The sequence below is a fragment of the Dongia sp. genome, from assembly GCF_041905885.1.
In the GTDB taxonomy this organism is placed as follows: Bacteria; Pseudomonadota; Alphaproteobacteria; order Dongiales; family Dongiaceae; genus Dongia.
This window is the reverse complement of sequence record NZ_JAYRKD010000013.1, coordinates 92,561-118,070: the sequence shown is the minus strand read 5'-3', so window position 1 is coordinate 118,070 and position 25,510 is coordinate 92,561. Positions and strand designations below refer to the sequence as shown.

Below are 25,510 nucleotides of genomic sequence, written 5' to 3'. Positions count from 1 at the left end.
CAGGAGCGGCGGCCCTGTCCGCTTCCGCCTTGCCGTGGGCCCCGGTTCCCGCTATGAGCGTTGCCATGCTGGAATACCTGAAAGACAAGAATCGTGCCTGGGCGGCGCGCAAGGTCGCGGCGGATGCCGGGTTTTTCAAGCGCCTCGAGGCCCAGCAGGCACCCGAGTATCTCTGGATCGGCTGCTCCGACAGCCGGGTGCCGGCCAATGAAATCGTCGATCTCGATCCCGGCGAGCTGTTCGTCCACCGCAACGTCGCCAACCTGGCGCCGCCGCAGGACGCGAACTACCTCTCGGTCCTGCAATTCGCCATCGACGTGCTCCGGGTCAAGCATGTCATGGTGGTCGGCCATTACGGCTGCGGCGGCGTGCGCGCCGCGGTAGACGGGCAGCGGCGCGGGCTGGTCGATCACTGGCTGCACCCGATCCGCGAGGTCCATCACGATCATCGCCATGAATTGGAGAAGATCGGCGACGAGATCCAGCGCCTGAACCGGCTCTGCGAATTGAACGTGATCCGCCAGGTGAAGAACGTCGCCTCCGACGTCTTCGTGCAGGAAGCCTGGGCGCGCGGCCAGGAAGTGAACGTCCACGGCTGGGTCTATTCGATCTCGACCGGCCACATCAACGACCTCAACGTCACCACCAGCCGGCCGGACGAGATCGAGCGTCTCGGCTGAGGCCGGCGGAGCAAGGGAGTTCGCCGATGCTCTACGCAATCATCTGCTACAACGACGAGAAGCTGGTCTCCGCCTGGTCGAAGGCGGAGGATGATGCGGTGATGGCGCGGCTCGGCGCCATCACCGGCAAGCTCGCCGCCGCCGGTAAGCTCGGCCCCTGCGCTCGCCTGGTGCCGACCACGCAGGCCAAGGTGCTGCGCAAGGGCAAGGACGGTCCCGTCGTCACCGACGGGCCCTTCGCCGAGACCAAGGAGCATCTGCTCGGCTTCTACCTGATCGACTGCAGGGACATCGACGAAGCGGTCGAGATCGCCAAGGATCTGCAGGCCGCCAACATGGGGCCGAGCGCCTACGACATCCGCCCGGTGCTGTTCTATGCGCCGAGCAGCCAGGTACAGAACGCCGCCGAATAGGCGCTAATCCGCATACTCCGCCGGGGCCGCCGGCGCCGGCGTGTGCGGCTTGTACTCGCCGCGCGGGTCGAGCTCGGGCGCGCCGTAGGTGCCTTGCGTCAGCGGCACGGCGACGTAATCGCTCTGCTCCTCCGGCGTCTTGGCCCGGCGCCGCAGCGCGCGATAGGTGGTGAAGAGTGCCACCGCCAGGAAGCAGCCCGCCGCGAACAGCAGCAGCCCCTGCGGCCCGGAGGCATGCATCACCGCGCCCGCGATCGCCGGGCCGAAGCAGGAGCCGAGACCCCAGGCGAACAGCAGGCCGCTCGAGGCCGCGACGAACTCGGACTTCTCGACGTAATCCGTGGTCTGGCCGACGCCCAAGGCATAGAGCGGGGATTCGAAGGCGGTCAGGATGAAGAACAGCACCACCATCCAGGTGAAGGTGATCCCGGGCAGCGCGTAGAGCAGCAGCGCCATGCCCGTGGAGACCAGCATGATCCCGATGATGATCGGCCGCCGGCCGAAATGGTCGGAGATGAATCCGATCGGATACTGCGTCACCAGGGCCGCGACCGTGGTGATGGAGTAGAGCAGGCTCAGCTCCTTCTCGCCGAAGCCGTGGTCCTTGATATAGGCGGGGAACAGCCCGTAGAGGCCGGCGTTCATCATGCCCGAGCCGAAGGCGCAAACCACGCCGGTCGGCGAGGCGCGGAACAACCGCGACAGCGGCAGGTGCTGGTGCTCGTCGATGTTGGGATTGCCGACCTTGGTGACGGCCAGGGGGATCATCGCCGCCGAGAGCCCGATCGTCACCAGCACGAACAGCAGGATGCCGTTCGGCTCGTCGAAATTCAGCAGCAGCGGCGAGATGCCGGAGGCGGCCCAGCTCGCGGTGGTGTACATGGCGAAGACCCGACCGCGATTCTCTTCCTGGGCCTTGTCGGTCATCCAGGATTCGATCACCACGAAGGCCCCGGCCAGGGCATAGCCCGCGCAGCCGCGCAGGATGATCCAGAAGGTCGGATCGTTGAGCACGGTGAACAGGATCGCCGCATTCGAGGCGCAGACCGCGAAGACGCCGAAGGCCCGGATATGGCCGACGCGCCGGATCATCCGCTGGCAGGTGAGGGTGCCCAGGAGGAAGCCGACGAAATAAGCCGAAGCCGCAGCACCCACGATAAAGGTCGAGGCGCCGGACGAAGCCAGCCGGAAGCCGATCAAAGGCGACAGGATGCCGAGCGCCGCTTCCATCAGGACCACGGTCAGCAGAACCGGCGCCACCGGCTGTATGCTCTTCCACATGCTGGCTTCCCCCTAGGACGAGGTACGCAGGATAACACAACTCGCTCGTCATGGTCCGCGCAGGCGGACCATCCACGAGTTTGCATCCGTCGCTCCATAGAAACTCGTGGATGGTCCGCCTTCGCGGACCATGACGATTCAAAGCTAGGCGCTTTGAATCGTCACTCCACCAGCGCCGCCTGGCCGCGCTTATAGAGGCCGTTGGCGATGATCAGGCGCTGGACCTCGCTGGCGCCTTCCCAGATGCGATCGACCCGGAGCTCGCGGTAGAAGCGTTCTGCCACATTCTCCCGCATATAGCCGCGGCCGCCGAAGATCTGCACCGCGCGGTCGGCCACGCGGTTGGCCATCTCGGAGGCATAGAGTTTCGCCATCGAGGCCTGGCCGTGGCTGACCTTGACGTCCTCGCCGGCATCAATGGCTTCCGCCGTGCGATAGGTCATCAGGCGCGCCGCCCAGAGCTCGGTCAGCGAATCCGCAAGCATGAACTGCACCGCCTGCTTCTCGCTCAGCATCTCGCCGGACATCGGGCGTTCGCGGGCGAACCGGGTCGCCTCGTCGATCAGCCGTGCCGCGGCGCCGCAGCAGCGGGCGGCGATCATCAGGCGTTCGTAGCGGAACCAGTCATAGGTAAAAGCCATGCCGCCGCCTTCCTCGCCGATCCGGTTTTCGACCGGCACCTTGACGTTGGTGAACTTCACGATCGGATGGTGGGCACGATAGGTGTGCGAATAGGCGGGAGTGCGCACGACCTCGACGCCGGGCGCATGGCGATCGACGAAGAACAGGCAATGGCTGCCGGCCTTGTCGCCGTCGGTCAGCTTGGCCTGGAAGATGATGTAATGGGCGAGGTTGAAGCTGGTGACATGCCACTTCTCGCCGTTCAGCAGGTAGCTGCTGTTGCCCTCGCGCCGCGCCGTCGCCTGGATCGCATCGACGTCGGAGCCGGCATCGGGCTCGGTGATCGCATAACATTCATGCCATTCGGCGCGGATCAGCGGCTTGATCCACTTCTCGATCTGGGCGGCCGTACAGGCCTTCAGCATCCAGCTCTGGGGATTGTTGCCGCACCACCCGAGCGCATTGGTGACGCCGCCGAGCTGCTCCTGGCTCACCGCCTGTTCCAGCATGGAAAGACCCTGGCCGCCCATCTCGACCGGGATATCCATGTTGTAGAGGCCGGCCGCTTGCGCGCCAGCCTGATGGCGCGCGAGCACATCGGTCGGCACCTGGCCGTCGTTCATCTCGGCATGGACTTCCCAGGGGATCAGCTCCTGGGTGACGAACTTGCGGACGCGGTCCTGGATTTCCCGGGCGCGGGGCGGAAGAGGGTAGGACATGGAAAGGTCTTTCTAGGCTGCGAGATCGTGATGGAGCTTGGCGTTGACGCGGGCCAGCGTGCCGGGTTCCGGAGGCTCGGCGAGGCGTGCCACCGGCAGTGCCTGCCGCACCATTTCGTGCAATTGCCGGAGTGCGGCTTCCTTTTCCGAGAAGATGCCGAAGGAATAGCCGCGCGACTTCAGACCCTGCTGCACCGAGGCGACCAGCTCCTCGTCCTCGCGCTGCACCTGGCTATTGATGCGATAGTTGAGGTATTGCGCCGCGCGATGTTGGCGATCCCGACTGGGCAGCATCCAGCGCCGCGCCCGCAGGCGGCATTTGCCGGGTCCCATGGGCAGCACCTCGAAGCTGGTGGTCATCTCCGGATAGAAGTCGAGCGCCATGTTTGGCAGCAAGGTGTAGTAGCACCAGGCGCGGCGGCGTGATTCCGGCAGATGCTCGGGCTGCGGCGCCACGCGCTGGTACATCCGCTCGCTCCAGTTCTCGGAGAGTCGATCACGAATGATGCCGACCTGGCGCGAGACGCCGCTCGGCTGCGCCTCGGCGGTGTAGGAGCTGCCGAACATGCGCTGCAGGCCGGGATGGCCCGTCGGCACGTGATAGCCTTCTAGATAGTTATCGATCAGGTTTTTCCAATCGACCGCGATGTCGCAATGCCAGCCGGTGCCGCGCGAGACCATCTCCGCCGTGCGATAGGCCTCCAGCTCGGCGCGATAGGGCGCGAAGCGCTCGGCGACGCTGGGGCCGCCCGCTTTGAAACGCACGAAGACGAAACCCAGGAATTCCTCGACCTCGATGGCCTTGAGGCCGAACTCGGCCTTGTCGATCGCCGGGAAGCTCTTCTCCGCCGGAATTGCTTTCAGCGTGCCGTCGAAATTGTAGGTCCAGCCGTGATAGGGGCAGCGGATCGCATGGCCGCAGGAACCGCTCTCGGTGCTGACCAGCGCATGGGCACGATGCCGGCAGGTGTTGTAGAAGCCGCGCAACGCGCCATCGTCGCCGCGCACGACCAGGCCGCGCTCGCCGCAGTTCTCGACCGACAGGAAATCGCCCGGCGCCTTCAGGTCGCTGACATGGCCGGCGAGCGCCCAGCTCGACAGCAGCAGATGCTCGCGTTCCAGCGCGAAGAACTCGGCATTGTCATAGGTCCAGCCGGGCAGAGTCTCGTCGTGGGCATTGCGCATCACAGTCTCCTCAGGCGGCCGAGGTCGAAGCTTCGGCCGCATCGGCGGCGAAGTGCTTGGGGAACAATCCGTGTAAAAATGTCCGTACCACGCGGCGGGCAACGTCGCGGTCGGTCTCCTTCGGGTTGATCAGCATATCGAGCCAGAGTCCGTCGCTCATTGCGCTGAAGCCTTTCGCGACCAGCATCGCGTCAGGCGTGCCCAGCTCGGCGAACAGCACCGTCGCCACACTTTGGAACTCGCGGTTCAAGTCCTGGCAGACTGCCATGAAGTCCGGTCGCCAGCGGGTCTCGCCCCAGAAGGCGTACCAGACGGTGACCGCCTTGCGGCTGGCGACCAGGCGCTGGAAGTCGCCTTCAAGCATCGCGGAGATCCTGGCGGCGGGCGAGGGCGGTGCGGCTTCGATACTGGCGCGCCAGCGTTTCCGATATTCGTCGACCATGTGATGGAGGGTCGCGTTCAAGAGCACATCCTTGCTCTTGAAGTAGAAGTTCACGATGCCGGTCGAGAGCTTCGCGGTTTCCGCGACCTCGGCCAGGGTCAGCTCCGAGAAGCCCTTGCGCGCGATCACGTCGATCGTCGCCTCGATGAGCTGCTCCCGACGAATTTCCTTGATCGCATCGCGGGCCATTGATGGCTCCAGTCCCCTGTTATTAAGCATGTTATTAGCATTCGTTGAATGATCGTTCAATCAAAAACCGACACTGTTATACGGTCGTAAAACAAGCTTTGCAGGTGCCGGAGTGGCCGCTATGCTGCTGCGAACCCGGAGGAATCCCATGCCGTTCGATTTCCAGCAGACCGATGAGCAGCGCATGCTGGTCGAGACCGTGCGCGGTTTCATCGAGACCGAGCTCTATCCGCATGAGCGGACGGTCGACAAACTGGGCCATGTGCCACCGGAGCTGGGTCAGGCGATCAAGGAGAAGGCAAAGGCGCTCGGGCTCTATTCGGCGAACATGCCGGAAGAGGTCGGCGGCGGCGGGCTCGACGTCATGTCGCAGATGCTGTTCGAGCGAGAGCTCGGCAAGGTCAACTGGGCGGTGCAGAAATTCGTCGGCCGGCCGTCGGCGATCCTGATGGCCTGCAAGGACGAGCAGGTCGAGAAATACCTGCTGCCGACGGTGCGGGGCGACAAGATGGAGGTCTTCGCGCTGACCGAGCCGGGCTCCGGCTCCGACGCGATGTCGATCTCCACCCGCGCCGAGGCCGACGGCGACGACTTCGTCATCAAGGGCCAGAAGCATTTCATCAGCGGCGTCGGCATTCCCGATTTCGCCATCGTCTTCACCGTGACCGGCATCGAGGAAACCAAGCGCGGCCCGCGCAAGCTGGTGACCGCATTTCTGATCGACAAGGACACGCCGGGCTTCAGCATGCGGCGCGGGCCGCGCGCGGTCTCCTATCGCGCTTACGATAACTACGAACTTTTCTTCGACAATGTCCGGGTCAACAAGCGGCAGATCCTGGGCGAGCTGCACAAGGGCTTCGTCCATGCCGAGGAATGGCTGGTCGGCGGGAGAGTCTTCATCGCCGCCAATTGCTGCGGCAAGGCCGAGCGGGCGATGGAGCTGGCGCTGAACTGGGCGGCGACCCGCAAGCAGTTCGGCCAGACCATCGGCAAGTTCCAGGGCGTCTCCTTCAAGCTGGCCGACATGAAGACCGAGCTGGCCGCGGCCGACGCCTTGATCACCCATGTCTGCTGGAAGCTGCAGAACGGCACCATGACCAACGGCGATGCGGCGATGGCCAAGCTTTACGCCAGCGAGATGCTCGGCCGCGTCACCGACCAGGCGATCCAGGTCTTCGGCGGCATGGGGCTGATGGAGGAGCTGCCGCTGGAGATGATGTGGCGCGACGCCCGCATCGAGCGCATCTGGGAAGGGACATCGGAGATCCAGCGCCATATCATCTCCCGTGAGATGTTGCGGCCTTTGGAAGGTTGAGCGGGTATTCTTCACGCGGAGAGGTCAACCCCCTTCCTAGCCTTCCCCATCTTGGGGGAAGGGACTCTTGTGAAGAGGCTGCATTGAGTGAGCGCGATGGCTCGCAGGCATCGCGAAGGCTCTCACCATCTTCCCCCCAAGATGGAGGCGGGTGAGGGACGGGGTTGATCGGAGAGCGACCCTCAGTGGTCACAGGAGCGGTGAGATGTTTCGAAACGACCTGCTGAAGGACAAGCGCATCCTGATCACCGGGGGCGGCACCGGGCTCGGTTTTGCCATGGGCCAGCGCTGCCATGAACTCGGGGCGAGGATCGTGATCTGCGGCCGCCGCGAAGAGGTGTTGCGCGAAGCCGCGGCGAAGCTCGGCGGTGAGTACCATGTCTGCGACATCCGGGACACGGCCCAGGTCGACGCGATGCTGGAAGCGATCTGGGAGAAGGGCCCGCTGGATGCGCTGGTGAACAACGCTGCCGGCAATTTCATCGCCAAGAGCGAGGATCTCTCGCCGCGCGCGGTCGATGCGGTGCTCGGCATCGTGCTGCATGGCACGGCCTATGTGACCCTCGGCTGCGGCAAGCGCTGGCTGGCGCAGAAGCACCCGGCCTCGGTGCTCTCGATCGTCACCACCTATGCCTGGACCGGGTCGGCCTATGTGGTGCCCTCGGCGATGGCGAAGGCAGGCGTGCTGGCGATGACGCGGAGCCTGGCGGTGGAGTGGGGCGGTCGCGGGATCCGGCTCAACGCGATCGCGCCGGGGCCGTTTCCGACACCCGGCGCCTGGGAGCGCCTGGTGCCGCGGCCGGAACTCGCCAAGACCTTCGAGACGCGAAATCCGCTGGGCCGTGCCGGCAGACATGAGGAACTCGCCAACCTCGCCGCCTTCCTGATGGCGGACGAGACCGGCTACGTGAACGGCGAGGTCGTGACCATCGACGGCGGCGAATGGCTGCAGGGCGCCGGCCAGTTCAATTTCCTCGGCCAGGCGATGACCGACGCCGACTGGGCAGCGATGAAACCGAAGAAGAAGTGACGCGCCGAAAGCGCGTCAGTCGCGGTCGCGTTTCAGGCCTTCGAGTGCGAGGTCGCCAGTCTGGATCGCGTGGCGGAGATTCTCCAGCGCGCGCTCGACTTCCTCATACATGAAGCGCGCGCGCTCGAGGTAGCGGACGTCCGATTCCGAGATCGGCCCATGCTCCGCGCTGGTCAGGTCGAGGGCCTGCGCGAAGTAGCGGCCTTTCAGCTTGGCGGCGAGGCGCGCGAGGCGCTGCACCTCGGCCGGCGTCGCGCCGACCACCGTGCCGCTGATCTCGGCGCGGGTGAAGCTGCGGATGTCCGAGGCGAGGTGGACCAGATACTGGCCGACGGTCGGCGGGTTCTCCAGCCGGGCCTTCGCGGACGGGACGGCTGCGCGCAAAGTCGGCCCAGTATTGGCAGGGCCGTTGGCGTTGGCAGGCCGGGCGGCGGCAATCGGCGCCGTTCCCGGCTTCATGGGCTTCGGCTCTTCGCCACGACCGAACATGGACAGCATCGATATACTCCCCGTCTGCAGGCGGAGCGCCTGTGGGGATTCCAGATGCAACTCTCGTGCCGGGGTCGGGCGAGGCTAAGGATATGAAATCGCTGAATACTTGGTCAGCGGGACGGCGGCAGGAATTGCCGGTTCAGGCGAAGGCGAACTGACCTTTGCCGCGTCCCTTCGCTCCAGCCAGCGCCTCGAACGCCTTGCCGATCAGCATGTCGGCATTGTCGGCGCTGGTCGGGAACAGCGAGATCCCGAGATTGACCGGAAATCTGTGCTCGAGATCGCCGAGCGGGAAGGGCTTGGTCAGCTCCTGGACGATCTTCTCGGCGACGATCTGGATGTCTTCGACCCGCGGCATCGATTCCACCAGGATTGCGAGCTGGTGATGCTCGAAGCGCGAGACCGTGTCGCTGGCCCGGAGCACGTGCGAGACCCGCTCGGCCGCGACCTGCATCACGATGTCGCCGATCGCGTCGCCGGCTTCCTGCGGCAGGTCGGCGACCTCGAGCAGGAGCAGGGCGAAGAAATCCTTGTTGCGCTTGGCGCGCCGTGCGGCGAGGCCAAGGATCTCCCAGAACAGGAACTGGCTGGCCAATCCGGTCGAAGGATCGAACAGGCGCGGCAGCCCGCGCTTCTGGCCGGCGGAGCCGGTGGCGATGACGGTGCGGATGGCGCGGCGCAGCGAGCGCGCATTCATCTCTTCGTCGAACAGGCAGTCGGCGGCCCCGGCCCGTTTCAACGACTGTTCGGTGGGGCGGTCGAGGGTGCCGGTCAGCGCGATCAGCGGGCCGCGCGAGGAGACGCTGGCGACGATGCCTTCCGCCTTGCTCATGCCGCCGCCCAGGAGCTGCTGCAGGTCCAAGAGGATCACGTCGAAGGCGGCATCGCCTTCCAGGGCTTCGGAAGAGGTCGCGGCGCGGCGCACGACATAGCGATCCTCGCCGAAGCTCTCGCACAGCCGGTCGATGGCCGCGAACACGGCCGGCGATTCGGAAATCACCAACAGGCGGACGATGCGTGGAAGTTCAGGGCCGGCCATTATTCCTATCCGGGCGCAGGGGTAGGGGATGAAACTGCCATCGGGGGTTTAAGAATATCTTAAACACGGTTACGACGCTGCCATGACAATCGATCCGATCCTGCAAAAGCTTTTGGCCTCCGTGCCCTTGCTGGCGGCGCGGCCGGCCGCCGAGTGGTCTGTCCGACCGCTGGCCGGCATGACCAACCAGAGCTGGCGGGTGACCGCCGGGGATCGGGATTTGGTCCTGCGTGCGCCGGGCGCTTCCTCGCAGCGCTACCTGTCCCGCGCCCAGGAGTTCCATAACGCGGCGATCGCCGCCGAGCTCGGCATCGCGCCGGCGCTGCTTTACGCCGATGCGCAGACCGGGGTCACATTGCAGCCGTTCCTCGCCGATGCCAGGGCACTGGCGCCGGAGGATTTCGCGGCGCCCGAGATCGCCCGCGAGATCGGCGCGCGGCTCGGGTGCCTGCACCGTTCGGGCCGAGCGTTTCAGGGCGTCATGCAGGCCTTTCCGATCATCGATACCTATCTCGGCCTTGCCGCCGATGCACGGCTGCGCCGGTTGCGGGATCGCGCCGAGCTCATCCGCGTCGCGCTGGAGGCGCATCCGGCGGCCCTGGTGCCGAGCCATATCGATCCCAATCCGGCGAACTTCCTGCTGCGTGCCGACGGCACGCTGCTGCTGATCGACTGGGAATATTCGGCGATGTGCGATCCGGCCTGGGATATCGCCGCGATCGTCATGGGCGGCCGGATCGATCAGGCTGCCTTCGCGCGAGGCTATGGCGCGCTACCGGGCGAAAGCCGGCTCTGGCTGATGCGCGCCGCCCTGCATCTGGTGGCGGGCAGCTGGACCTATGCGGAGATCGCCGGCGGCAACGCCGCGCCCGGCCTGGACGCCATGCTGGAGCGATACTTGAGCGACCTGGAGCGGATGCTGGACCATCCGGCGTTGAAGCGGCACCTCGCGGTGCTGGGCTAGGCGCGCAGCAATTCCCGCGCGGCGCCGAGGTCCCATTCCGTGCGCTCGCAATTCGCGAGATGGCGGCCGATCAGGCGGCGGAAGAAATCGCCGTGGCCGACCACGGCAATGCGCTCTTCCGGACGCGCGGCGATCAGCGCGGTGAAGTCGCGGACGCGCTCCTGGAGATGCGCTTCAGTCTCCTGGGGAAAGCCGAGCGAACAGGCGGGGAGGTCGTGCCGCCACCAGCGGTCGTCGAGCGCGCTGAAATCGAGATGCGGGAAATCGGCGCTGAGCGCCGCGACCTCGCGGCCGATATCGCAGCTGCTGATCTGCCATTCGCGGTGAATGGCGCAGATCTCGATCGGAATCTCGCGGTCGCCGAAGATGCCATGCGCGGTCTGGATCGCGCGGGTCAGCGGCGAGGCCAGCACGATGTCGTAGTCGCGGTCCCGGTAGCGATCGCGCGCCGCCATCACCTGCTGCTCGCCCAGCGTCGTCAGCCTTGCGTCGTAGTGCATCGGATCCTGGCCGGTCGCCTCGTAATGGGCGTTGAAGGTGGACTGGCCGTGGCGAATCAGGTCGACGGTGCGGGGCATGGTCTCTCTCGGGTTTTCGCTGGGATGATCTTCTAGACGGTCATAAGGAAAAGTTAAACCCGGCCCGCTGCATGGCTGGGTTCCGCTACCCGCTTGACATTGTCCCGGCTTCGACCGAAGGATGGCGCCACTCAACGGGGTGCCCCTGCTAGGGGGCTGAGAGATGCGACGGATCGCCTCAACCCGATGAACCTGATCCGGTTAGCACCGGCGGAGGGACATGAGTCAGCGATCCGAATCCCACACTCGCTGCTTCCTGTGCCCGCTGTCGGCAGAGGAGGTTTTCGCCATGCGTCTTTCGGCCCGTCTCGCTCTCGTCGCCCTCGCGTCTTTCGCCGGCATCGCCTCCGCCGCGGCGGATACGCCCAAGCTCACGGTCTACACCTACAGCTCTTTCGTCGCGGAATGGGGGCCGGGCCCGAAGATCACGCCGATCTTCGAGCAACAATGCGGCTGCAAGATCGAATGGGTCGGCGTCGGCGACGGCGCGGGCCTGCTCGCCAAGCTGAAGCTCGAGGGCGACAGGACGCCGGCCGACATCGTGCTCGGCATCGATACCAGCCTGACCGCCGAGGCTGCGGCGACCGGGCTGATCGCGCCGCACGGCATCGACGCCGGCGCGGTGAAGCTGCCGGTGGCCTGGGACGACCCGAATTTCGTGCCCTACGACTACGGCTACTTCGCCTTCATGTGGGACACGCAGCAGCTCAAGAATCCGCCGCAGAGCCTTGCCGATCTGGTCACAGCGGGCGCGGAGCCGAAGCTCCTGCTGGAGGACCCGCGCACCAGCACGCCGGGCCTGGGGCTCATGCTCTGGCTGAAGTCGGTCTATGGCGACAAGGCCGCCGATGCCTGGAAGGGGCTCGCGCCGAAGATCCTCACCGTCTCCAAGAGCTGGGACGAGGCCTACGGGCTCTTCACCAAGGGCGAGGCGCCGCTGGTGCTCTCCTACACGACGTCAGAGGCCTATCACGTGATGTCCGAGCAGACCGACCGCTACAAGGCGCTGGTCTTCCCGGAAGGCAATTACATGCAGATCGAGGTCGCCGGTATGCTGAAGAGCTCGAAGCATCCGGAACTCGCCAAGCAGTTCCTGCAGTTCCTGGTCTCGAAGGATTTCCAGACGGTGATCCCGACCACCAATTGGATGCTGCCGGTGATCGACGGCGCGACGCCGTCGGAATTCGCCACCGCCGCGCCAAAGCCGCAGAAGGCGCTGTTGCTGCCGGCCGACGAGGTGGCGAAGCACCGCGCCGCCTGGATCAAGGAATGGTTGGAGGCGTTGGGGCAGTGAATACTTCCTGCGTCGCCTCAAGCGGCTTGAAGCTGCGTGAGGTGGAGCAAGCAAAGCAGCGCTCGTGACTCTCTCACGCCTCGGCCTCATCCTCGCCGCGCTGATCGCCGCGACGATCCTGGCCGATTATGCCGCGCTGCTTTGGGGCGCGACGGCGATGGACCTCCAGAATCTCGCCGGCGATGTCTATCTCCGGCGGGTGATCGGCTTCACCGTCCTGCAGGCGACATTGTCGGCGCTGCTGGCTTTGGCCGCCGCGATCCCGGCCACCCGTGCGCTGGCCCGGCAGAGCGAATTCCCCGGCCGCGGCCTGATCCTGCAATTCTGCGCGCTGCCGATGGTGATGCCGTCGGTTGCGGCGATCTTCGGCATCGTCGCGATCTACGGGCGATCGGGCGCTATCGTGGAGCTGACGGGCTGGCGGCCGTCGATCTACGGCCTCAGCGGCATCCTGATCGCCCATGTCTTCTTCAACCTGCCGCTGGCGATCCGGCTGCTGCTGCCGGCCTGGAGCACGGTGCCGGCGGAGACTTGGCGCCTGACCGCGCAGCTCGGCATGTCGTCGAGCCAGGTATTCCGGCTGATCGAGCTGCCTTTGCTCCGGCAATACGTGCCGGCCGCGCTCGCCTTCATCTTCATTCTCTGCTTTCTCAGTTTCGCGGTGGTGCTGACGCTCGGCGGCGGCCCGCGCGCGACCACGTTGGAGGTCGCGATCTATCAGGCGTTGCGAGCCGACGTCGACTTGCCGCGCGGCGGCGCGTTGGCGCTGCTGCAGACCGTCGCATGTCTGGTCATGGTGGCGATCGCCTGGGCCATGGGGCGACAGCTCGATTTCGGCCGCGGCACGCGTCTCATTGGCGCACGCTTCGACGGTATGGGCGCCGGCGCAAGGCTTCGCGACTTCGCGGTGATCGCGCTGGCGACGGGCTTCGTTGCGTTGCCGGTCGCGGCGTTGGTGTTCGACGGTTTGCGTGGTCTACTGTTTGCGCAACAGAAGCTGTCGTCGCTGCTGAGTGCCAGCGCGGTCACCCTGGCGCTCGGGCTTCCGGCCGGGATCATCGCGACGGTGCTGGGCTATCCGATTGCCGTGGCCGCGGATCGCCTGCGCGCTTCGACCCCCGCGGTCATTCTCATCGGCATCGCCGGGCTCGCGGGGGTCATCGCCTCGCCGATGGCGATCGGCGCGGGCATCACCCTGGCGCTGACCGGACGGGTCGATCTCTACGCCGTCGCGCCGGCCGGCGTAATCGCGATGAATGCGCTGCTGATGCTGCCCTTCGCGGTGGGCGTGCTGCGGCCGGCGGTGGCGCGCAGCCATGCACAATATGACCGGCTCTGCGCCGGCCTCGGCATCGCCGGCTGGAACCGCTTCCGCGTGGTGGATTGGCCGATGCTGCGTCGCGCCGTGGGCCTCGCGCTCGGGCTCACCACCGCGGCGGCGATGGGCGATCTCGCGGCGATCGCCCTGTTCGGCAACCAGAACCTCACCAATCTCACGCTTCTGCTCTACAACCAGATCTCGGCCTATCGGATGGATTCCGCTGCCGGCACGGCGCTCGTCCTGCTGGCGCTCTGCCTCGCGAGCTTCGCGATCATCGAACGGGGCGTGGGAGGCAGACGTGCCGTTTCTTGAGATCGAAGGCCTCGCCTTCACCTATGAAGACCTGATGATGCGTTTCGATCTCGCGGTCGAAGCGGGGGAATGCATCGGCATCGTTGGCCCATCGGGTGCCGGCAAGTCGACCCTGCTGTCGCTGATCGGCGGCTTCGAGCGACCGCGCGGCGGCGCGATCCGGGTCGGCGGCGTCGATATCACGACGTTGCCGCCGGCGGAGCGACCGGTCACCACCTTGTTCCAGGACTTCAACCTGTTTCCGCATCTGAGCGTCGCGCAGAATGTCGGCCTCGGCCGCAATCCGGGGCTGAGTCTCGACGCCGCCGATCAGGAACAGGTCGCCTGGGCCTTGCGCCAGGTCGGGCTCGAAGGCTTCGAGGCGCGGCTGCCGGGCCAGCTCTCCGGCGGCGAGCGCCAACGGGTGGCGCTCGCGCGCAGCCTGATCCGGCACCGGCCGCTGCTGCTGCTGGATGAACCTTTCGCGGCCTTGGGCCCGGCGCTCAGGGTGGAAATGCTGGAACTCACCGACACTTTGCGCAAGGCTCAGGGGCTGACCGTGCTGCTGGTCACGCATGATCCGAACGAGGCGGCGCGGATCGCCAACCGCACCGCCTTCATCGCCGAGGGCAGAGTGGTTATGGTTGGGCCGACGCGCGACGTGCTGGCGTCTGATCGACCTGAGGTCAGGGACTATCTCGGACGATAGCCCTTTCGCTCTGTCGGGACATCCGGTCACAGCTTGGTGAAGGCGCTTGCGCCGCCCCGCAGTCTCCGCCAGATTTGCCCGATGGTGCTTCGGACACGCCGATTTATCCTCACCGCCTTGCTCGGATGCGCCTTCGCGCTGTCGGTAAGCCTGTCCGTGGCCCAGGCTGCGGCCATGGCTGTGCAGATGCCCGGCATGATGGGCATGAGCGGGCAGGGCGATTGCCGGTCCTGCCCGGACCCGACCGACAAGAGCGGGATGAAGGACGGCAGTTGCGTACAGGTCTGCGTGTTGGCCGCGATGAGCGCGGTGCTTCCTGTTGAGGTGCAGGTCGAAAAGACCAAGGCCCGGCTGCAGATGTCCGTTCGATCCGCTGCCGCGGCCGATTGGATCGCGGCGCCTAATCCCAGTCCTCCCAGATCCTGAAACCGCTTAGTCCGCATCCTGCCGGCGCAACTTCCGCCGGTTGCGGTGCGCGTTCGCAACGCCTTCCGGCGGTGCGATAGATCCAGCGCGGTCTCGAGGGAATCGCAATGTCCACGCATTTTTCGTCTGCGCTCACGCGGCGCAGGCTCCTGCTGGCCGGCGCCGGCCTTGTCGTCGCCGCGCCCGCCAGTATCCACGCCGCGGTGCCGTCCGTCACACGGCTCGTCGCGCGCAAGAGCGACACGGCGCTCGCCGGCGTTGATCGGCCGTCAACCGAGGTCTGGGCGTATGACGGCCGGGTTCCAGGCCCGACTCTGCGTCTGCGCCAGGGCGAGCCGGCAGAGCTCGTTGTCGAGAACCGGCTCGATGAGGAAACGACGGTGCATTGGCACGGCATCCGGTTGCCGATCGCGATGGACGGTGTTCCTGGAATCAGCCAGAGGCCGATCAAGCCGGGCGAGAGCTTCACCTACAGCTTCACACCACCGGATGCCGGGACCTTCTGGTATCACCCGCATGCCAACAGCCTGCAGCAGCTCGGGCGAGGCCTCGCGGGCGCGCTGATCGTCGAAGAAGCGGCACCGATTGCGGTCGATCGCGATCTCAGCTGGATGGTTTCCGACTGGCGTCTGCGCGCCGACGGCGGGATGGCGCCCGGCTTCGGCAATCCGATGGAGGCGGCGATGTCCGGCCGGGTCGGCAACCTGGTCACGGTGAACGGCGTGGCCGGCGCGGATCAACCGGTCCGCGCCGGCGAGCGGATCCGGCTCCGCCTGATCAACGCATCGCTGGCGCGGATCATGGCGCTGCGGATCGAAGGCCATCGGCCGGTCGTGGTCGCCTTCGATGGCCAGCCCTGCGAACCGCATGCGCCGGAGATGGGGCGCTTGCTGCTTGGACCGGCGATGCGCATTGACGTGATCATCGACCTCGATGGCGAGCCCGGCCGACGCTATGCGGTCGTCGACGACTTCTACGATGGCCTTGCCTACGACCTCACCCATCTCGCCTATTCGCAGGCGGCGGCGCTTCCGCGTCGTTCCACCGAGCCTCCCGTACTGCCGCCCAATCCATTGCCGGAGCCGGATCTCGCCGCTGCCGATCAATACGCGCTGAAGCTGCAAGGCGGGATGATGGGAGGTGGGGCGATGAACGGCATGGGCGGCATGTCTGGGATGACACATGCCGCCTGGGCGATCAACGGCATGTCGACGACCGGCGACGGCAGCATGGACATGCCGCCGCTGCTGACCTTGAAGCGCATGCAGACGGTGGTGCTAAGCCTGATCAATGAGACGGCCTGGTGGCATCCGATGCATCTGCACGGCCACAGCTTCCGGATTCTGAGGCGCAACGGCATCGAAGTCCCGCACCGGCAGTGGGGCGACACCGTCCTGCTGGCGCCGAAGGATCGGGTCGATTGCGCCTTCGTCGCCGACAATCCGGGCGAATGGATGTTCCATTGCCACGTCATGGACCATCAGATGACGGGATTGATGACTATTCTGCGTGTTTCCTAACCAACCCCGATGACATAGAAGGAGTCTGCCATGACACTCACCCGACGCGCCGCTCTCGCCGGTTTGCTGCTCGCCTATCCGCTGCGCGCCTTTGCGGCGACAACCTCAGTTCTGCTCTACAAGAATCCGCAGTGCAGCTGCTGCGAAGGCTATGCGGGCTATTTGAAGCAGAACGGCTTCGACGTCACCGTCAAGCCGACCAACGATCTCGCCGAGATCAGCGGGAAGGCCGGCGTGCCGGCGGATCTCCAGGGCTGCCACACGGCCTTCATCGAAGGCTATGTGGTCGACGGCCATGTGCCGGTGGCCGCGATCCAGAAGCTCCTCAGCGAACGCCCCTCCGTTGCCGGTATTGCGCTGCCGGGCATGCCGCTGGGCTCGCCGGGCATGGGCGGTGAGAAAAGCGAGCCGTTCGTGATTTACGCCGTGACCAAGGACGGTGCGGCGCCGACCGTCTTCCTGCAAATCTGATGCGCCGGCGCTGGATCACCCTGACGGCGATCGGCGGGATCGTCGTTCTCGGCATGGCGGCCTTCATCCTGCTGCAGCGAACCGCGCCGCCGGCCGCCGATCCGAACAACGCCGCCCAGGTGGAGGCCGGGCGGGTCGTCTATGTCGAGAACTGTGCGAGCTGCCATGGCGAGAAGCTGGAGGGTCAGCCGAACTGGCGCGAGCGAAAGGCCGACGACAAGCTGCCGGCACCGCCTCACGATGCGACCGGCCATACCTGGCATCATGCCGATTCACAGCTCTTCGACATCATCAAGCGCGGCGTCGCCGCTATCGTGCCCGGCTACCAGACCGACATGATCGGCTTCGGCGACAGGCTCTCGGATCAGGAAATCTGGAGCGTGATCGCCTACATCAAGAGCACCTGGCCGGCGGAGAACCTGGCAAGGCAGATGGAAATATCGCGGCGCGCGAGCGGACAATAGAGAAGGCCGCGGAGAAAACGAAGTCTCCGCGGCCTGCTTGCGTATCGTGACTACTCCGCCGCCCTGGCCGGTTCGTAGCCGATGACCGCCTTCACCTCGAGGAAGTCGTGGATGCCCCAGTCGGCGTATTCGCGGCCGTTGCCCGACTGCTTGTAGCCGCCGAACGGCGCGAAGGTGTCCCAGGCCGGGTAGTTGATCTTCACCTGGCCGGCGCGGATCTGGCGCGCGACCCTTGCGGCATGCTCGATGTCCTTCGATTCCACGTTCGCCGAGAGGCCATAGACCGTGTCGTTGGCGATGGCGATCGCCTCTTCCTCGGTCTTGTAGGGCAGGATGGCGATGACCGGGCCGAAGATCTCTTCGCGCGCGATGGTCATGTCGTTGCGGACATTGCCGAACACCGTCGGGCGCACATAGTAGCCGCGGTTGAGGCCGTCGGGACGGCCGGTTCCGCCAGTAACCAGCGTGGCACCTTCCTTGATGCCGGCTTCGATCAGGCCCTGGATTTTCTTGAACTGGGCCTCGCTGACCACGGGCCCGAGCATGGTCTCTTCCGACTTCGGGTCGCCGACCTTGTGCTTCTCCGCGGCGGCCTTGGCGATGACCAAGGCTTCGTCATGGCGGTCGAGCGGCACCAGCATGCGGGTCGGCGCGTTGCAGGACTGGCCGCTGTTGTTGAAGCAGGCGTAGATGCCCTTCTTCACGGCGGGCTCGAAATCGGCGTCGGGCAGGATCAGGTTGGGCGACTTGCCGCCGAGCTCCTGGCTGACGCGCTTCACCGTGTCGGCCGCCGCTTTCGCGACCAGGATGCCGGCGCGGGTCGAGCCGGTGAAGGACATCATGTCGATGCCGGGATGCGCCGACATCGGCGCGCCGACCGACGGGCCGTCGCCGTTGACCAGGTTGAAGACGCCGGCCGGGACACCGGCTTCATGCATCACCTCTGCGAATATAATGCCGGTGATCGGCGCGATCTCGCTGGGTTTCAGGATCATGGTGCAGCCGGCGGCGATCGCCGGGCCGACCTTGCAGGCGATCTGGTTCAACGGCCAGTTCCAGGGCGTGATCAGCCCGACCACGCCGATGCCTTCGCGCACCACGCGGGTGATGCCGCGCTGCTCCTCGAACTCCATCGCCTCGAGGGCTTTCAGCGTGGATTCGAGATGCACCTTGCCGGCAGCGGCCTGGGAATGCCGCGCCATGGCGATCGGTGCGCCCATCTCGGCGGAGACCGCCTGGGCGATGTCCTCGGCGCGCTTGTCGTAGGCGGCGATGATCTTCTTCAGCAGCACGACGCGCTCGGCCTTGCTGGTGCGCGAGAAGGCGGGGAAGGCGGCGCGGGCCGCGGCGACCGCCTTGTCGAGATCCGCCACGGAACCGGCGGAGATCTTGGTGAAGGTCTCCTCGGTCGCCGGGTTGACGACGTCGATGGTCGCCGGCTTCACCGGATCGACCCATTGGCCGTTGATGTAGAACTTCAGGTGGTTGGACATTTTCGATTCCTTGGCGGAGGAGATTCTAGGGAGCGAACAACTTCTGCAGCTGCGCGTCGGTGAGGGCGAGGCGATAATAGTTGCGATAGAAGCCGCGCACATCGGCAGCAAGGTCGCGCTTCGGCTCCTGGGGATAGAGCAAGGCCGAGAGCCATTCAAGCCCGATCAACCGATTGATACCGGGCGGCGACCCGAGCCACGCCCAAGGCAACTGGGGCGCGGCGAAGACCCGGCCCGCCGCGACCGCCGGCACCGCGCGCCATGCGGGATCCCGCGCGATCATCCGGGCGATCTTCCCGGTCGAAGCGACGACGATGTCGGGATTGAAGTCTGCGACCTGGCCGGGTGTGACGTTTCCGTGACCGCTGGCCGCATGCTCGCCCTGGAAGCCGACCGCGCCGAGCGCATCCAGGATCGCCGGATCGATGCCGACGCGGCCCATCGACGGCGGTGTATCGCGGCTTTGCGCATAGTAAACGCGACCGGGCCGGATCGCTCCGCTCTTCCGCGCGGCGATCTCGTCCAGCATCGAGGTGGTTTGCAGGGTCAGCAAGTCCCCCCGCATCCCGGCGCCCAGCAGCTCGGTCAGTTGCGCGTAGAGCGCGGCCGCCTGCGCGATGCCGCCATCCAGCACGACATAGGGGATGCCGGTCTCGCTCTGGATCTTGTCGGCGAGCGCGCGATACTGCGGCTTCAGGTCGCCGACATCGATGATAAGATCGGGTTTCAGCGCCTTCACCGCGGCGGCATCGAGATCGGCTTCCTTCCCGGTCAGCCGGCCGGCGACCGGCAGGCTGCGATAGGTCTCGCCGATGAATTCCTTCTGCTCATCTTCCAGGGGCTTCACCCAGCCGATCATCTTTTCCGGCGCCAGCGTGTAGATCGCCACCGCTGCCGGCGGGCCGGCCGGGAGGACGCGCGCGACCGTATCCGGCAAGGTGACAGTGCGGCCGAGGGAGTCGGTGAACTCGGCGGCCTGCGCCGGCACCAACCAGGCGGTGACCGTGAGCGCGACAAGCGCTAGAACCGTTACTCGACGCATGGATATTCCGTACGGATTCTTCGATATGTCGCCGGGAATATATCGTGGCGCCGCGATCGACCACAAGACCGGCGCAAGACAGTCTCTATCATGTTGAAAGTCAGACCCGGGCGATACTATATCCAGGGCAGAACCGAAGGAGAGCGCGCATGTCCGTTGCAGATCCCGTCGTGATCGTTTCCGCCGTCCGCACGCCGCTCGGGCGTTTCCAGGGCGAACTCTCGCCGGTCGCCGCTCCCGCGCTCGGCGCGCAGGCGATCAAGGCGGCGCTCGGCCGCGCCGGTCTCTCCGGCGACAAGATCGATGAAGTGCTGATGGGCTGCGTGCTGCCGGCGGGGCAGGGCCAGGCGCCGGCGCGCCAGGCCGCGCGGGCCGCCGGCCTGCCGGATGCGGTCGGCGCCACCACGGTCAACAAGGTCTGCGGCTCCGGCATGAAGGCGACCATGCTGGGCCACGATCTGCTGCGCGCGGGATCGGCCGGCATCGTCCTCTCGGGCGGCATGGAGTCGATGTCCAACGCACCCTATCTCCTGGCCAAGGCGCGCAGCGGTTATCGGGTCGGACATGACCGCATCTTCGATCACATGATGCTGGACGGTCTCGAGGACGCCTATGAGCAGGGCGTGCCGATGGGCGAGTTCGGCGAGCGCGCGGTGCAGGCGTTCCAGTTCAGCCGCGCCGACCAGGATGCCTATGCGGTCGAAACTCTCACGCGTGCGCGCAAGGCGATCACCGAAGGCGCCTTCAAGGCGGAGATCGTGCCGGTCGCCGTTCCGGCGAAGGGCGGCACGCAGACGATCGAGAACGACGAGCATGCGATGAAGATCTTGCCGGAGAAGATCCCGGGCTTGCGACCGGCCTTCCGTGCCGACGGCACGATCACCGCCGCCAGCGCTTCCGCCAATGCTGACGGCGCCGCGGCCCTGGTGCTGACCACGCGCTCGCGCGCCGAAAAGGAGGGGTTGCCGATCCTGGCCGAGATCAAGGGCCATGCGACCCATGCCCAGGAGCCGGCCTGGTTCACGACGGCGCCTATCCCGGCAATCCGCAAGCTTCTGGAGAAGAGCGGCTGGTCGGTCGCCGATGTCGATCTCTTCGAGATCAACGAGGCCTTCGCGGTGGTGGCGATGGCCGCCGCCAAGGATCTCGCCATCCCGCGCGAGAAGCTCAACGTGCATGGCGGCGCCTGCGCGCTCGGCCATCCGATCGGCGCCACCGGTGCACGGATCATCGTCACCCTGCTGCATGCCTTGCAGCGCTACGATTTGAAGCGCGGCGTTGCCTCGCTCTGCATCGGCGGTGGCGAGGCGACGGCGGTGGCGATCGAGCGGGTCTAGCGCAGCCTGCCCGGCCGATTCTTCCGGATGATCGCGATGATGATCGAGGCGAAGCTGACCGCGCGGGCCAGATAGACCAGCGGCTCGGTCTCCTCGGAGAGACGGCCGAGGCCGAGCACCAGGCGAATCGCCGCGTCCACGGCAAAGGCGAAGGCGAAGAACAGGAAGAAGGAATCCTGGGTCTGGCGCCAGAACCGCAGGAAGAACAGCATCGCCACGAAGGAAGCCATAGCGACGGCGCCGCTCAGGACAGGGAGGATGTTGCTCATGAGTCGGAATCCCAGATCAGGCCGAACAGCAGGATGATCATGGAGCCGAGCGCCACCAGGGTGCGCGCGACCGCGAGATCCTGTTCCGGCGGCAGCGCCACCTTGTCGATCACCAGCAGCAGGTTGTTGAGCGTGAGGCCGGCGAAGCAGAGGCCACTCCAGAACAGCAGTCGGTAGCGGCTGCGCCGGTAGCCGCGGAGCAGCAGGATGGCGCATCCCAGGGCGGTCAGGGCACAGAGGCCGTAGATGATCGCGGACATTATTTGTCCCTCTTGATCTTGAAGGCATCGGCGAAGGCGCGGATGCCGCGTGGCTTGCCATGAATGAGATTGGTGATCGGGATGAGTTGGCGGGCATAGGCCTCGGCCAACTGTTCGATGATCGGAGTCTGCGGGCCCGCCCGCTCGTAGCGATACGACCCGTCCTGTGCGACGATAAGGCCATGCGTATCCAGGTGCGCGAATATTGCCGCCGCCTCGGCTTCCTTGACATAGAGCCGCCTGGCCAGCTGCGCGACGTCCCAGCTCTTGTCCGGATCCGCGCGCAGCAGCAGAAGGGCCTCGAGCTGGCCCACCGAATCGATGCTCCCGACAATGAAATCCCGCAGTTCTGCGGGAATTCCGTCGTCTGTCATTTGTCTCGAACTCCCCCGACGGCGTCGACAAAACGCCGATTTTGCACCAATGCGTCAGCGGGACGAGGGTTCCCTGCGACGATGGGAGGGGCGCCCCCGGGTTCAGTGCGTGGACTTTGGTGTGCGGCCGAAGGCCTCGCGCAGCTTGTCCTTGGCGCGTTCGAGGGTCTTGAGGCGCGTGGCGCTCAGGTTCTTGCCGGCGCGGTTGATGTAGAAGTTCAGCATCGACATGGCCGAGCGGAAAGGCGGGGATTTCCGCCGATGGCTGCGCTCCGCCGAGCGCTTCAGCGACTGGGCGATGGCGGTCGGGCTGCGCTGCTTGAAGACGCTGTCCTCGAGGGTCATGGCGTCGCTGCGTTCGGTGACGCGGGCCGACCATTTGCGGGTCCCGGTCGTCTTTCGGGTCGTCTTGCGGGCGGCTTTGCGATGCGCCTTCTTGCGGTGGGCTTTCTTGCTTCTCGAAGCGGCCATGGCGGTCTCCATTTCCGTTCTCCGGAGCCAACGTCCGCGCGGGGGCGGCGTTGCATCACCAATGGCCCTTCCGGCGATTCCAGGCATAGAGGAAGTCGGCGAAGCGATCGTAGGCAAAGCGCGAAAGCTGGATCAGGCCGGGCAGGCCGAAGAGCTGCCCGAGCCAGGCCTGGCCCGGCGTCCGCCGCCAGATCGCGACCGCGCAATCGGCCCCGACATGGAGCCGGCCCTCGGCATCGACGGCGTGCAATCGTCGCCGCACGTCTTCGAGATTGGCGCCGAAGCGGGCGAGGGCATCGGGCTCGAAGTTGATGTCGCGAAACTCGATCGTGCCGGATTGCGCCGCCTGCAGCAGGCGATCGCGCTGCCAGTCGATTCCGGCGTTACAGACCGGGCATTTGGTGTTGTACCAGACGGTGAGCTTCGGGAGGTCGCTCATGGCCTTGCATCACTTCCGGCTGGAGATCTGAAGGGCATTGCCGTCCGGATCCTTCCCATCGCAGAGGTTGAAGCTTCCCGCGGAGACGACCTTGCCCATCTTGGCACCGCGGCGGGTGAGCGTCGCACGCACTGCGGCGACATCGGCGGCATAAAAGGCGAGCTTGGGCGGCCGGCTGCCGGCCTTGGACTCACCCTCATGCAGGGCGATGGCACAGCCCCCGGCGCGATACTCGCGCCATCCCGGCGCGGTATTGGCCAGCTCCAGGCCCAGCACTTCGGCGTAGAAGCGCCCCATCCCGTCCAGGTTCCGGGTGAACAGGATCACCCGCTGCAGCTCCAGACCCATTCATTCACCCTTGTGCTTCGGCTTCGTCAGTCACCTGACCGTAACGGCATCACGGCACTTTTTTATTCGCAAGTCTGTCCGCCTCGCCTTGACTCCGGGGCCGAGCGGAGGGATTAATCTTGCCTCAGCTGTATACAGCTTCGATGGTTCGGTTGCTCCGCGGTCGGGCGGCGGTCTAGTCTGTGAGATGAGAATCGGCTCGTCCGAAGCCGAGGAAATCTGGGGAGGATGGCATGGGTCTGGCGAAACGCGGGAATTGGGCAAGGCGCGGGCTTTGGCTCGCTTTGGTGGCAGCGGTCGCTCTGACGATCGGCGCCTGCGGCGAGAAGAAGGAAGAGCAGAGCGGCAACAGTGCCCCGGCCCCGGCCGAGCAGCAGACGACCGCAACGCCCGCACCGGCGCCGGCCCCTGCGACCACCGAGCCGCAGCCGGCGGCGACCCCTGCGCCTGCGACAACCGAGCAGCAGGCGGCGGCCACCCCGGCCCCCGCACCGGCGCCGAGCGCCGGCGAGAAGGTCCTGAAGCGCGGCATCGGCGCGACGATCGGCACGCTGGATCCCCAGGTCAATTTCCTCGCCTATGAGGGCTGGATTCAGGACGACATGTATGAGGGGTTGATCACGGCGGGGGCCGACGGCGAGCCGACGCCGGGCGCCGCCGAGAAGTGGGACATCTCCGACGACGGTCTCACCTACACCTTCCATCTGCGCGACGGCCTCAAATGGTCCGACGGCTCGCCGCTGGTGGCGCAGGCCTTCGTCGACGCGGTGGCGCGCACGCTGCTGCCGGAAACGGCCTCGGAGAAGAACTACATCTTCTCCTCGACCATCTCGATCACCGGCGCTGCCGCCTACATGGACAGCGAGAACAAGGACGCGCGCGATCCGAAGACTCTCGGCATCAGCGCGCCGGACGACAAGACCGTCGTCATCAAGCTCGATAAGCAGGCGCCCTACATGCTGTATCTGATGAACAGCTTCTACATGGCGCCGCTGCACAAGCCGAGTTTCGAGAAGTTCGGCAAGGATTTCATCAAGCCGGAGAACATTGTCTCCAACGGTCCCTATCACATGACCGAAAACGTGCCGCAGTCGCACGTGACCCTGGTGAAGAATCCGAACTTCTGGAACGCCGCCAACGTCAAGATCGACAAGGTGACCTACATCATCACCGAGAATGACGCGACGGCGATCAAGCTGTTCAAGACCGGCGAGCAGGACATCACCTACGACATCCCGAGCGACCAGCTCGAGCCGCTGAAGCAGGAGCTCGGCGACCAGGTGCACACCACCAACAGTACCGAGACGGTCTATTTCAGCTTCAACCTCACCAAGCCGCCGTTCGACAACATCAAGGTGCGCCAGGCGCTTTCCATGGCGCTCGACCGCGACACCCTGGTCAACAAGGTGGTGAAGGGCGGCTATGTGATGAACTGCGGCTATGTGATCCCGGTCCCGGGCTATGACGCGCCGAAAGTGCCGGAATGCGGCATGGACAAGGCGGCGCGCGAGGAGCAGGCCAAGGCGCTGTTCAAGGAAGGCATGGCCGAGGCCAAGATGGACAGCCTCAGCCTGAAGATCGAGGCCTCCAACAACGCCGCGATGAGCAAGTTCGCCGAGACCGCCGCGGTGATGTGGAAGCAGACCCTCGGCGTCAACGCCACGGTCAACGCCCAGGACCGCGACGCCTGGCTCTCCGCCTTCACGGCGGGCGGCTGGGACGTGTTCATGGATGACCTGGTCGGCGATTTCGCCGGGCCGGAAACCTTCCTCGCCTACATGGATCCCCGCGCCGAGGCCGGCTACAACTGGAAGAGCGAGGAGTTCGAGAAGCTCTACGACCAGGCGGTCGCGATCACCGACCAGGCGGCGCGTTACAAGGTGTTGGCCCAGGCGGAGAAGGTGCTGCTCGATTCCTACCTGACCGCGCCGGTTTCCGCGGCGCCGCAGAGGAACCTGGTCCGATCCAATGTGAAAGGCTGGGTGGACAACCCCACCGGCTGGCACGGCACGCAGTTCATGTCGCTGGAATAA

29 protein-coding genes and 1 riboswitch are annotated in these 25,510 nt (G+C 65.8%); of the genes, 14 read left to right on the top strand and 15 right to left on the bottom strand.

Features of this window, described 5'->3' with window-relative positions; translation table 11 throughout:
* Nucleotides 1-53: 53 nt before the first annotated feature.
* Both ACH2CY_RS15015 and ACH2CY_RS15010 read left to right on the top strand, forming a co-directional pair.
* Nucleotides 54-680: a carbonic anhydrase gene (locus tag ACH2CY_RS15015; RefSeq protein WP_395020098.1), complete on the top strand. Its 627-nt coding sequence runs from the start codon at nt 54-56 to the stop codon at nt 678-680.
* Between the two features lie 26 nt (nt 681-706).
* A complete protein-coding gene (locus ACH2CY_RS15010; protein WP_395020097.1) occupies nt 707-1,093 on the top strand; it encodes a YciI family protein in 387 nt (128 codons plus the stop codon).
* A gap of 3 nt (nt 1,094-1,096) precedes the next feature.
* On the opposite strand, the gene ACH2CY_RS15005 is transcribed toward ACH2CY_RS15010, so the two are convergent.
* From ACH2CY_RS15005 to betI, 4 genes are all read right to left on the bottom strand, one after another.
* Nucleotides 1,097-2,374 carry an MFS transporter gene (locus ACH2CY_RS15005; RefSeq protein WP_395020096.1) on the bottom strand — a complete coding sequence of 426 codons (1,278 nt, stop codon included), beginning with the start codon at nt 2,372-2,374 and terminating at the stop codon, nt 1,097-1,099.
* Nucleotides 2,375-2,535: 161 nt separating this feature from the next.
* Nucleotides 2,536-3,714, bottom strand: a complete 1,179-nt coding sequence (locus tag ACH2CY_RS15000) for an acyl-CoA dehydrogenase family protein (RefSeq protein ID WP_395020095.1) — start codon at nt 3,712-3,714, stop codon at nt 2,536-2,538.
* 12 nt (nt 3,715-3,726) lie between these two features.
* Nucleotides 3,727-4,899, bottom strand: coding sequence for an aromatic ring-hydroxylating dioxygenase subunit alpha (locus ACH2CY_RS14995; RefSeq protein ID WP_395020094.1), 1,173 nt, complete (start codon nt 4,897-4,899; stop codon nt 3,727-3,729).
* A gap of 10 nt (nt 4,900-4,909) precedes the next feature.
* On the bottom strand, nt 4,910-5,530 hold the full coding sequence (gene betI / locus ACH2CY_RS14990) for a transcriptional regulator BetI (protein ID WP_395020093.1): 621 nt from the start codon (nt 5,528-5,530) through the stop codon (nt 4,910-4,912).
* 148 nt (nt 5,531-5,678) lie between these two features.
* Between betI and ACH2CY_RS14985 the strand changes: the two genes are divergently transcribed.
* Both ACH2CY_RS14985 and ACH2CY_RS14980 read left to right on the top strand, forming a co-directional pair.
* Nucleotides 5,679-6,845, top strand: coding sequence for an acyl-CoA dehydrogenase family protein (locus tag ACH2CY_RS14985; RefSeq protein WP_395020092.1), 1,167 nt, complete (start codon nt 5,679-5,681; stop codon nt 6,843-6,845).
* 205 nt (nt 6,846-7,050) lie between these two features.
* Nucleotides 7,051-7,875, top strand: a complete 825-nt coding sequence (locus ACH2CY_RS14980; protein WP_395020091.1) for an SDR family oxidoreductase — start codon at nt 7,051-7,053, stop codon at nt 7,873-7,875.
* A 15-nt stretch (nt 7,876-7,890) separates the two neighbouring features.
* On the opposite strand, the gene ACH2CY_RS14975 is transcribed toward ACH2CY_RS14980, so the two are convergent.
* On the bottom strand, nt 7,891-8,373 hold the full coding sequence (locus tag ACH2CY_RS14975; protein ID WP_395020089.1) for a hypothetical protein: 483 nt from the start codon (nt 8,371-8,373) through the stop codon (nt 7,891-7,893).
* 133 nt (nt 8,374-8,506) lie between these two features.
* Nucleotides 8,507-9,406, bottom strand: coding sequence for a diguanylate cyclase domain-containing protein (locus ACH2CY_RS14970; RefSeq protein WP_395020088.1), 900 nt, complete (start codon nt 9,404-9,406; stop codon nt 8,507-8,509).
* A gap of 82 nt (nt 9,407-9,488) precedes the next feature.
* On the opposite strand from ACH2CY_RS14970, the gene ACH2CY_RS14965 reads away from it, so the two are divergent.
* On the top strand, nt 9,489-10,370 hold the full coding sequence (locus ACH2CY_RS14965) for a choline/ethanolamine kinase family protein (protein ID WP_395020087.1): 882 nt from the start codon (nt 9,489-9,491) through the stop codon (nt 10,368-10,370).
* On the opposite strand, the gene ACH2CY_RS14960 is transcribed toward ACH2CY_RS14965, so the two are convergent.
* Nucleotides 10,367-10,948, bottom strand: a complete 582-nt coding sequence (locus ACH2CY_RS14960) for a histidine phosphatase family protein (protein ID WP_395020085.1) — start codon at nt 10,946-10,948, stop codon at nt 10,367-10,369. The genes ACH2CY_RS14965 and ACH2CY_RS14960 overlap by 4 nt on opposite strands.
* A 125-nt stretch (nt 10,949-11,073) precedes the next feature.
* Nucleotides 11,074-11,185, top strand: a riboswitch (TPP riboswitch).
* Nucleotides 11,186-11,237: 52 nt separating this feature from the next.
* Between ACH2CY_RS14960 and thiB the strand changes: the two genes are divergently transcribed.
* The 7 genes from thiB (at nt 11,238) to ACH2CY_RS14925 (ending at nt 17,444) form a co-directional block, all read left to right on the top strand.
* Nucleotides 11,238-12,242, top strand: coding sequence for a thiamine ABC transporter substrate binding subunit (gene thiB / locus ACH2CY_RS14955; RefSeq protein ID WP_395020084.1), 1,005 nt, complete (start codon nt 11,238-11,240; stop codon nt 12,240-12,242).
* Nucleotides 12,243-12,306: 64 nt separating this feature from the next.
* On the top strand, nt 12,307-13,875 hold the full coding sequence (locus ACH2CY_RS14950; protein WP_395020083.1) for a hypothetical protein: 1,569 nt from the start codon (nt 12,307-12,309) through the stop codon (nt 13,873-13,875).
* On the top strand, nt 13,862-14,563 hold the full coding sequence (gene thiQ / locus ACH2CY_RS14945; protein ID WP_395020082.1) for a thiamine ABC transporter ATP-binding protein: 702 nt from the start codon (nt 13,862-13,864) through the stop codon (nt 14,561-14,563). The genes ACH2CY_RS14950 and thiQ overlap by 14 nt, the downstream gene beginning before the upstream one ends.
* 81 nt (nt 14,564-14,644) lie before the next feature.
* Nucleotides 14,645-14,989 carry a hypothetical protein gene (locus ACH2CY_RS14940; RefSeq protein WP_395020081.1) on the top strand — a complete coding sequence of 115 codons (345 nt, stop codon included), beginning with the start codon at nt 14,645-14,647 and terminating at the stop codon, nt 14,987-14,989.
* A gap of 107 nt (nt 14,990-15,096) precedes the next feature.
* Nucleotides 15,097-16,509, top strand: a complete 1,413-nt coding sequence (locus ACH2CY_RS14935) for a multicopper oxidase family protein (protein WP_395020079.1) — start codon at nt 15,097-15,099, stop codon at nt 16,507-16,509.
* Between the two features lie 30 nt (nt 16,510-16,539).
* Complete coding sequence (locus ACH2CY_RS14930) at nt 16,540-16,980, top strand: DUF411 domain-containing protein (RefSeq protein WP_395020078.1); 441 nt, start codon at nt 16,540-16,542, stop codon at nt 16,978-16,980.
* Nucleotides 16,980-17,444 carry a c-type cytochrome gene (locus ACH2CY_RS14925; protein WP_395020077.1) on the top strand — a complete coding sequence of 155 codons (465 nt, stop codon included), beginning with the start codon at nt 16,980-16,982 and terminating at the stop codon, nt 17,442-17,444. Before ACH2CY_RS14930 ends, ACH2CY_RS14925 begins: the two co-directional genes overlap by 1 nt.
* 50 nt (nt 17,445-17,494) lie before the next feature.
* On the opposite strand, the gene ACH2CY_RS14920 is transcribed toward ACH2CY_RS14925, so the two are convergent.
* Both ACH2CY_RS14920 and ACH2CY_RS14915 read right to left on the bottom strand, forming a co-directional pair.
* Nucleotides 17,495-18,937 (bottom strand): aldehyde dehydrogenase family protein, encoded by a 1,443-nt coding sequence (locus ACH2CY_RS14920; protein ID WP_395020076.1) that lies wholly within the window; start codon nt 18,935-18,937, stop codon nt 17,495-17,497.
* Nucleotides 18,938-18,962: 25 nt separating this feature from the next.
* On the bottom strand, nt 18,963-19,979 hold the full coding sequence (locus ACH2CY_RS14915; protein ID WP_395020075.1) for an ABC transporter substrate-binding protein: 1,017 nt from the start codon (nt 19,977-19,979) through the stop codon (nt 18,963-18,965).
* Between the two features lie 149 nt (nt 19,980-20,128).
* On the opposite strand from ACH2CY_RS14915, the gene ACH2CY_RS14910 reads away from it, so the two are divergent.
* On the top strand, nt 20,129-21,316 hold the full coding sequence (locus ACH2CY_RS14910) for an acetyl-CoA C-acyltransferase (RefSeq protein ID WP_395020074.1): 1,188 nt from the start codon (nt 20,129-20,131) through the stop codon (nt 21,314-21,316).
* On the opposite strand, the gene ACH2CY_RS14905 is transcribed toward ACH2CY_RS14910, so the two are convergent.
* The 6 genes from ACH2CY_RS14905 to ACH2CY_RS14880 form a co-directional block, all read right to left on the bottom strand.
* Nucleotides 21,313-21,585 (bottom strand): DUF5985 family protein, encoded by a 273-nt coding sequence (locus ACH2CY_RS14905; protein WP_395020073.1) that lies wholly within the window; start codon nt 21,583-21,585, stop codon nt 21,313-21,315. The two genes, ACH2CY_RS14910 and ACH2CY_RS14905, sit on opposite strands and share 4 nt — an antisense overlap.
* Nucleotides 21,582-21,845 carry a DUF5985 family protein gene (locus tag ACH2CY_RS14900; protein WP_395020072.1) on the bottom strand — a complete coding sequence of 88 codons (264 nt, stop codon included), beginning with the start codon at nt 21,843-21,845 and terminating at the stop codon, nt 21,582-21,584. The genes ACH2CY_RS14905 and ACH2CY_RS14900 overlap by 4 nt, the downstream gene beginning before the upstream one ends.
* A complete protein-coding gene (locus ACH2CY_RS14895) occupies nt 21,845-22,159 on the bottom strand; it encodes a hypothetical protein (RefSeq protein WP_395020071.1) in 315 nt (104 codons plus the stop codon). The genes ACH2CY_RS14900 and ACH2CY_RS14895 overlap by 1 nt, the downstream gene beginning before the upstream one ends.
* 162 nt (nt 22,160-22,321) lie before the next feature.
* Nucleotides 22,322-22,690, bottom strand: coding sequence for a DUF3175 domain-containing protein (locus ACH2CY_RS14890; protein WP_395020070.1), 369 nt, complete (start codon nt 22,688-22,690; stop codon nt 22,322-22,324).
* A gap of 55 nt (nt 22,691-22,745) precedes the next feature.
* Nucleotides 22,746-23,129: a thiol-disulfide oxidoreductase DCC family protein gene (locus tag ACH2CY_RS14885; protein ID WP_395020069.1), complete on the bottom strand. Its 384-nt coding sequence runs from the start codon at nt 23,127-23,129 to the stop codon at nt 22,746-22,748.
* 9 nt (nt 23,130-23,138) lie between these two features.
* The gene (locus ACH2CY_RS14880; RefSeq protein WP_395020068.1) at nt 23,139-23,477 is read right to left on the bottom strand and encodes a VOC family protein; all 339 of its coding nucleotides are present in this window, start codon (nt 23,475-23,477) and stop codon (nt 23,139-23,141) included.
* Between the two features lie 233 nt (nt 23,478-23,710).
* Between ACH2CY_RS14880 and ACH2CY_RS14875 the strand changes: the two genes are divergently transcribed.
* A complete protein-coding gene (locus tag ACH2CY_RS14875; protein WP_395020067.1) occupies nt 23,711-25,510 on the top strand; it encodes a peptide ABC transporter substrate-binding protein in 1,800 nt (599 codons plus the stop codon).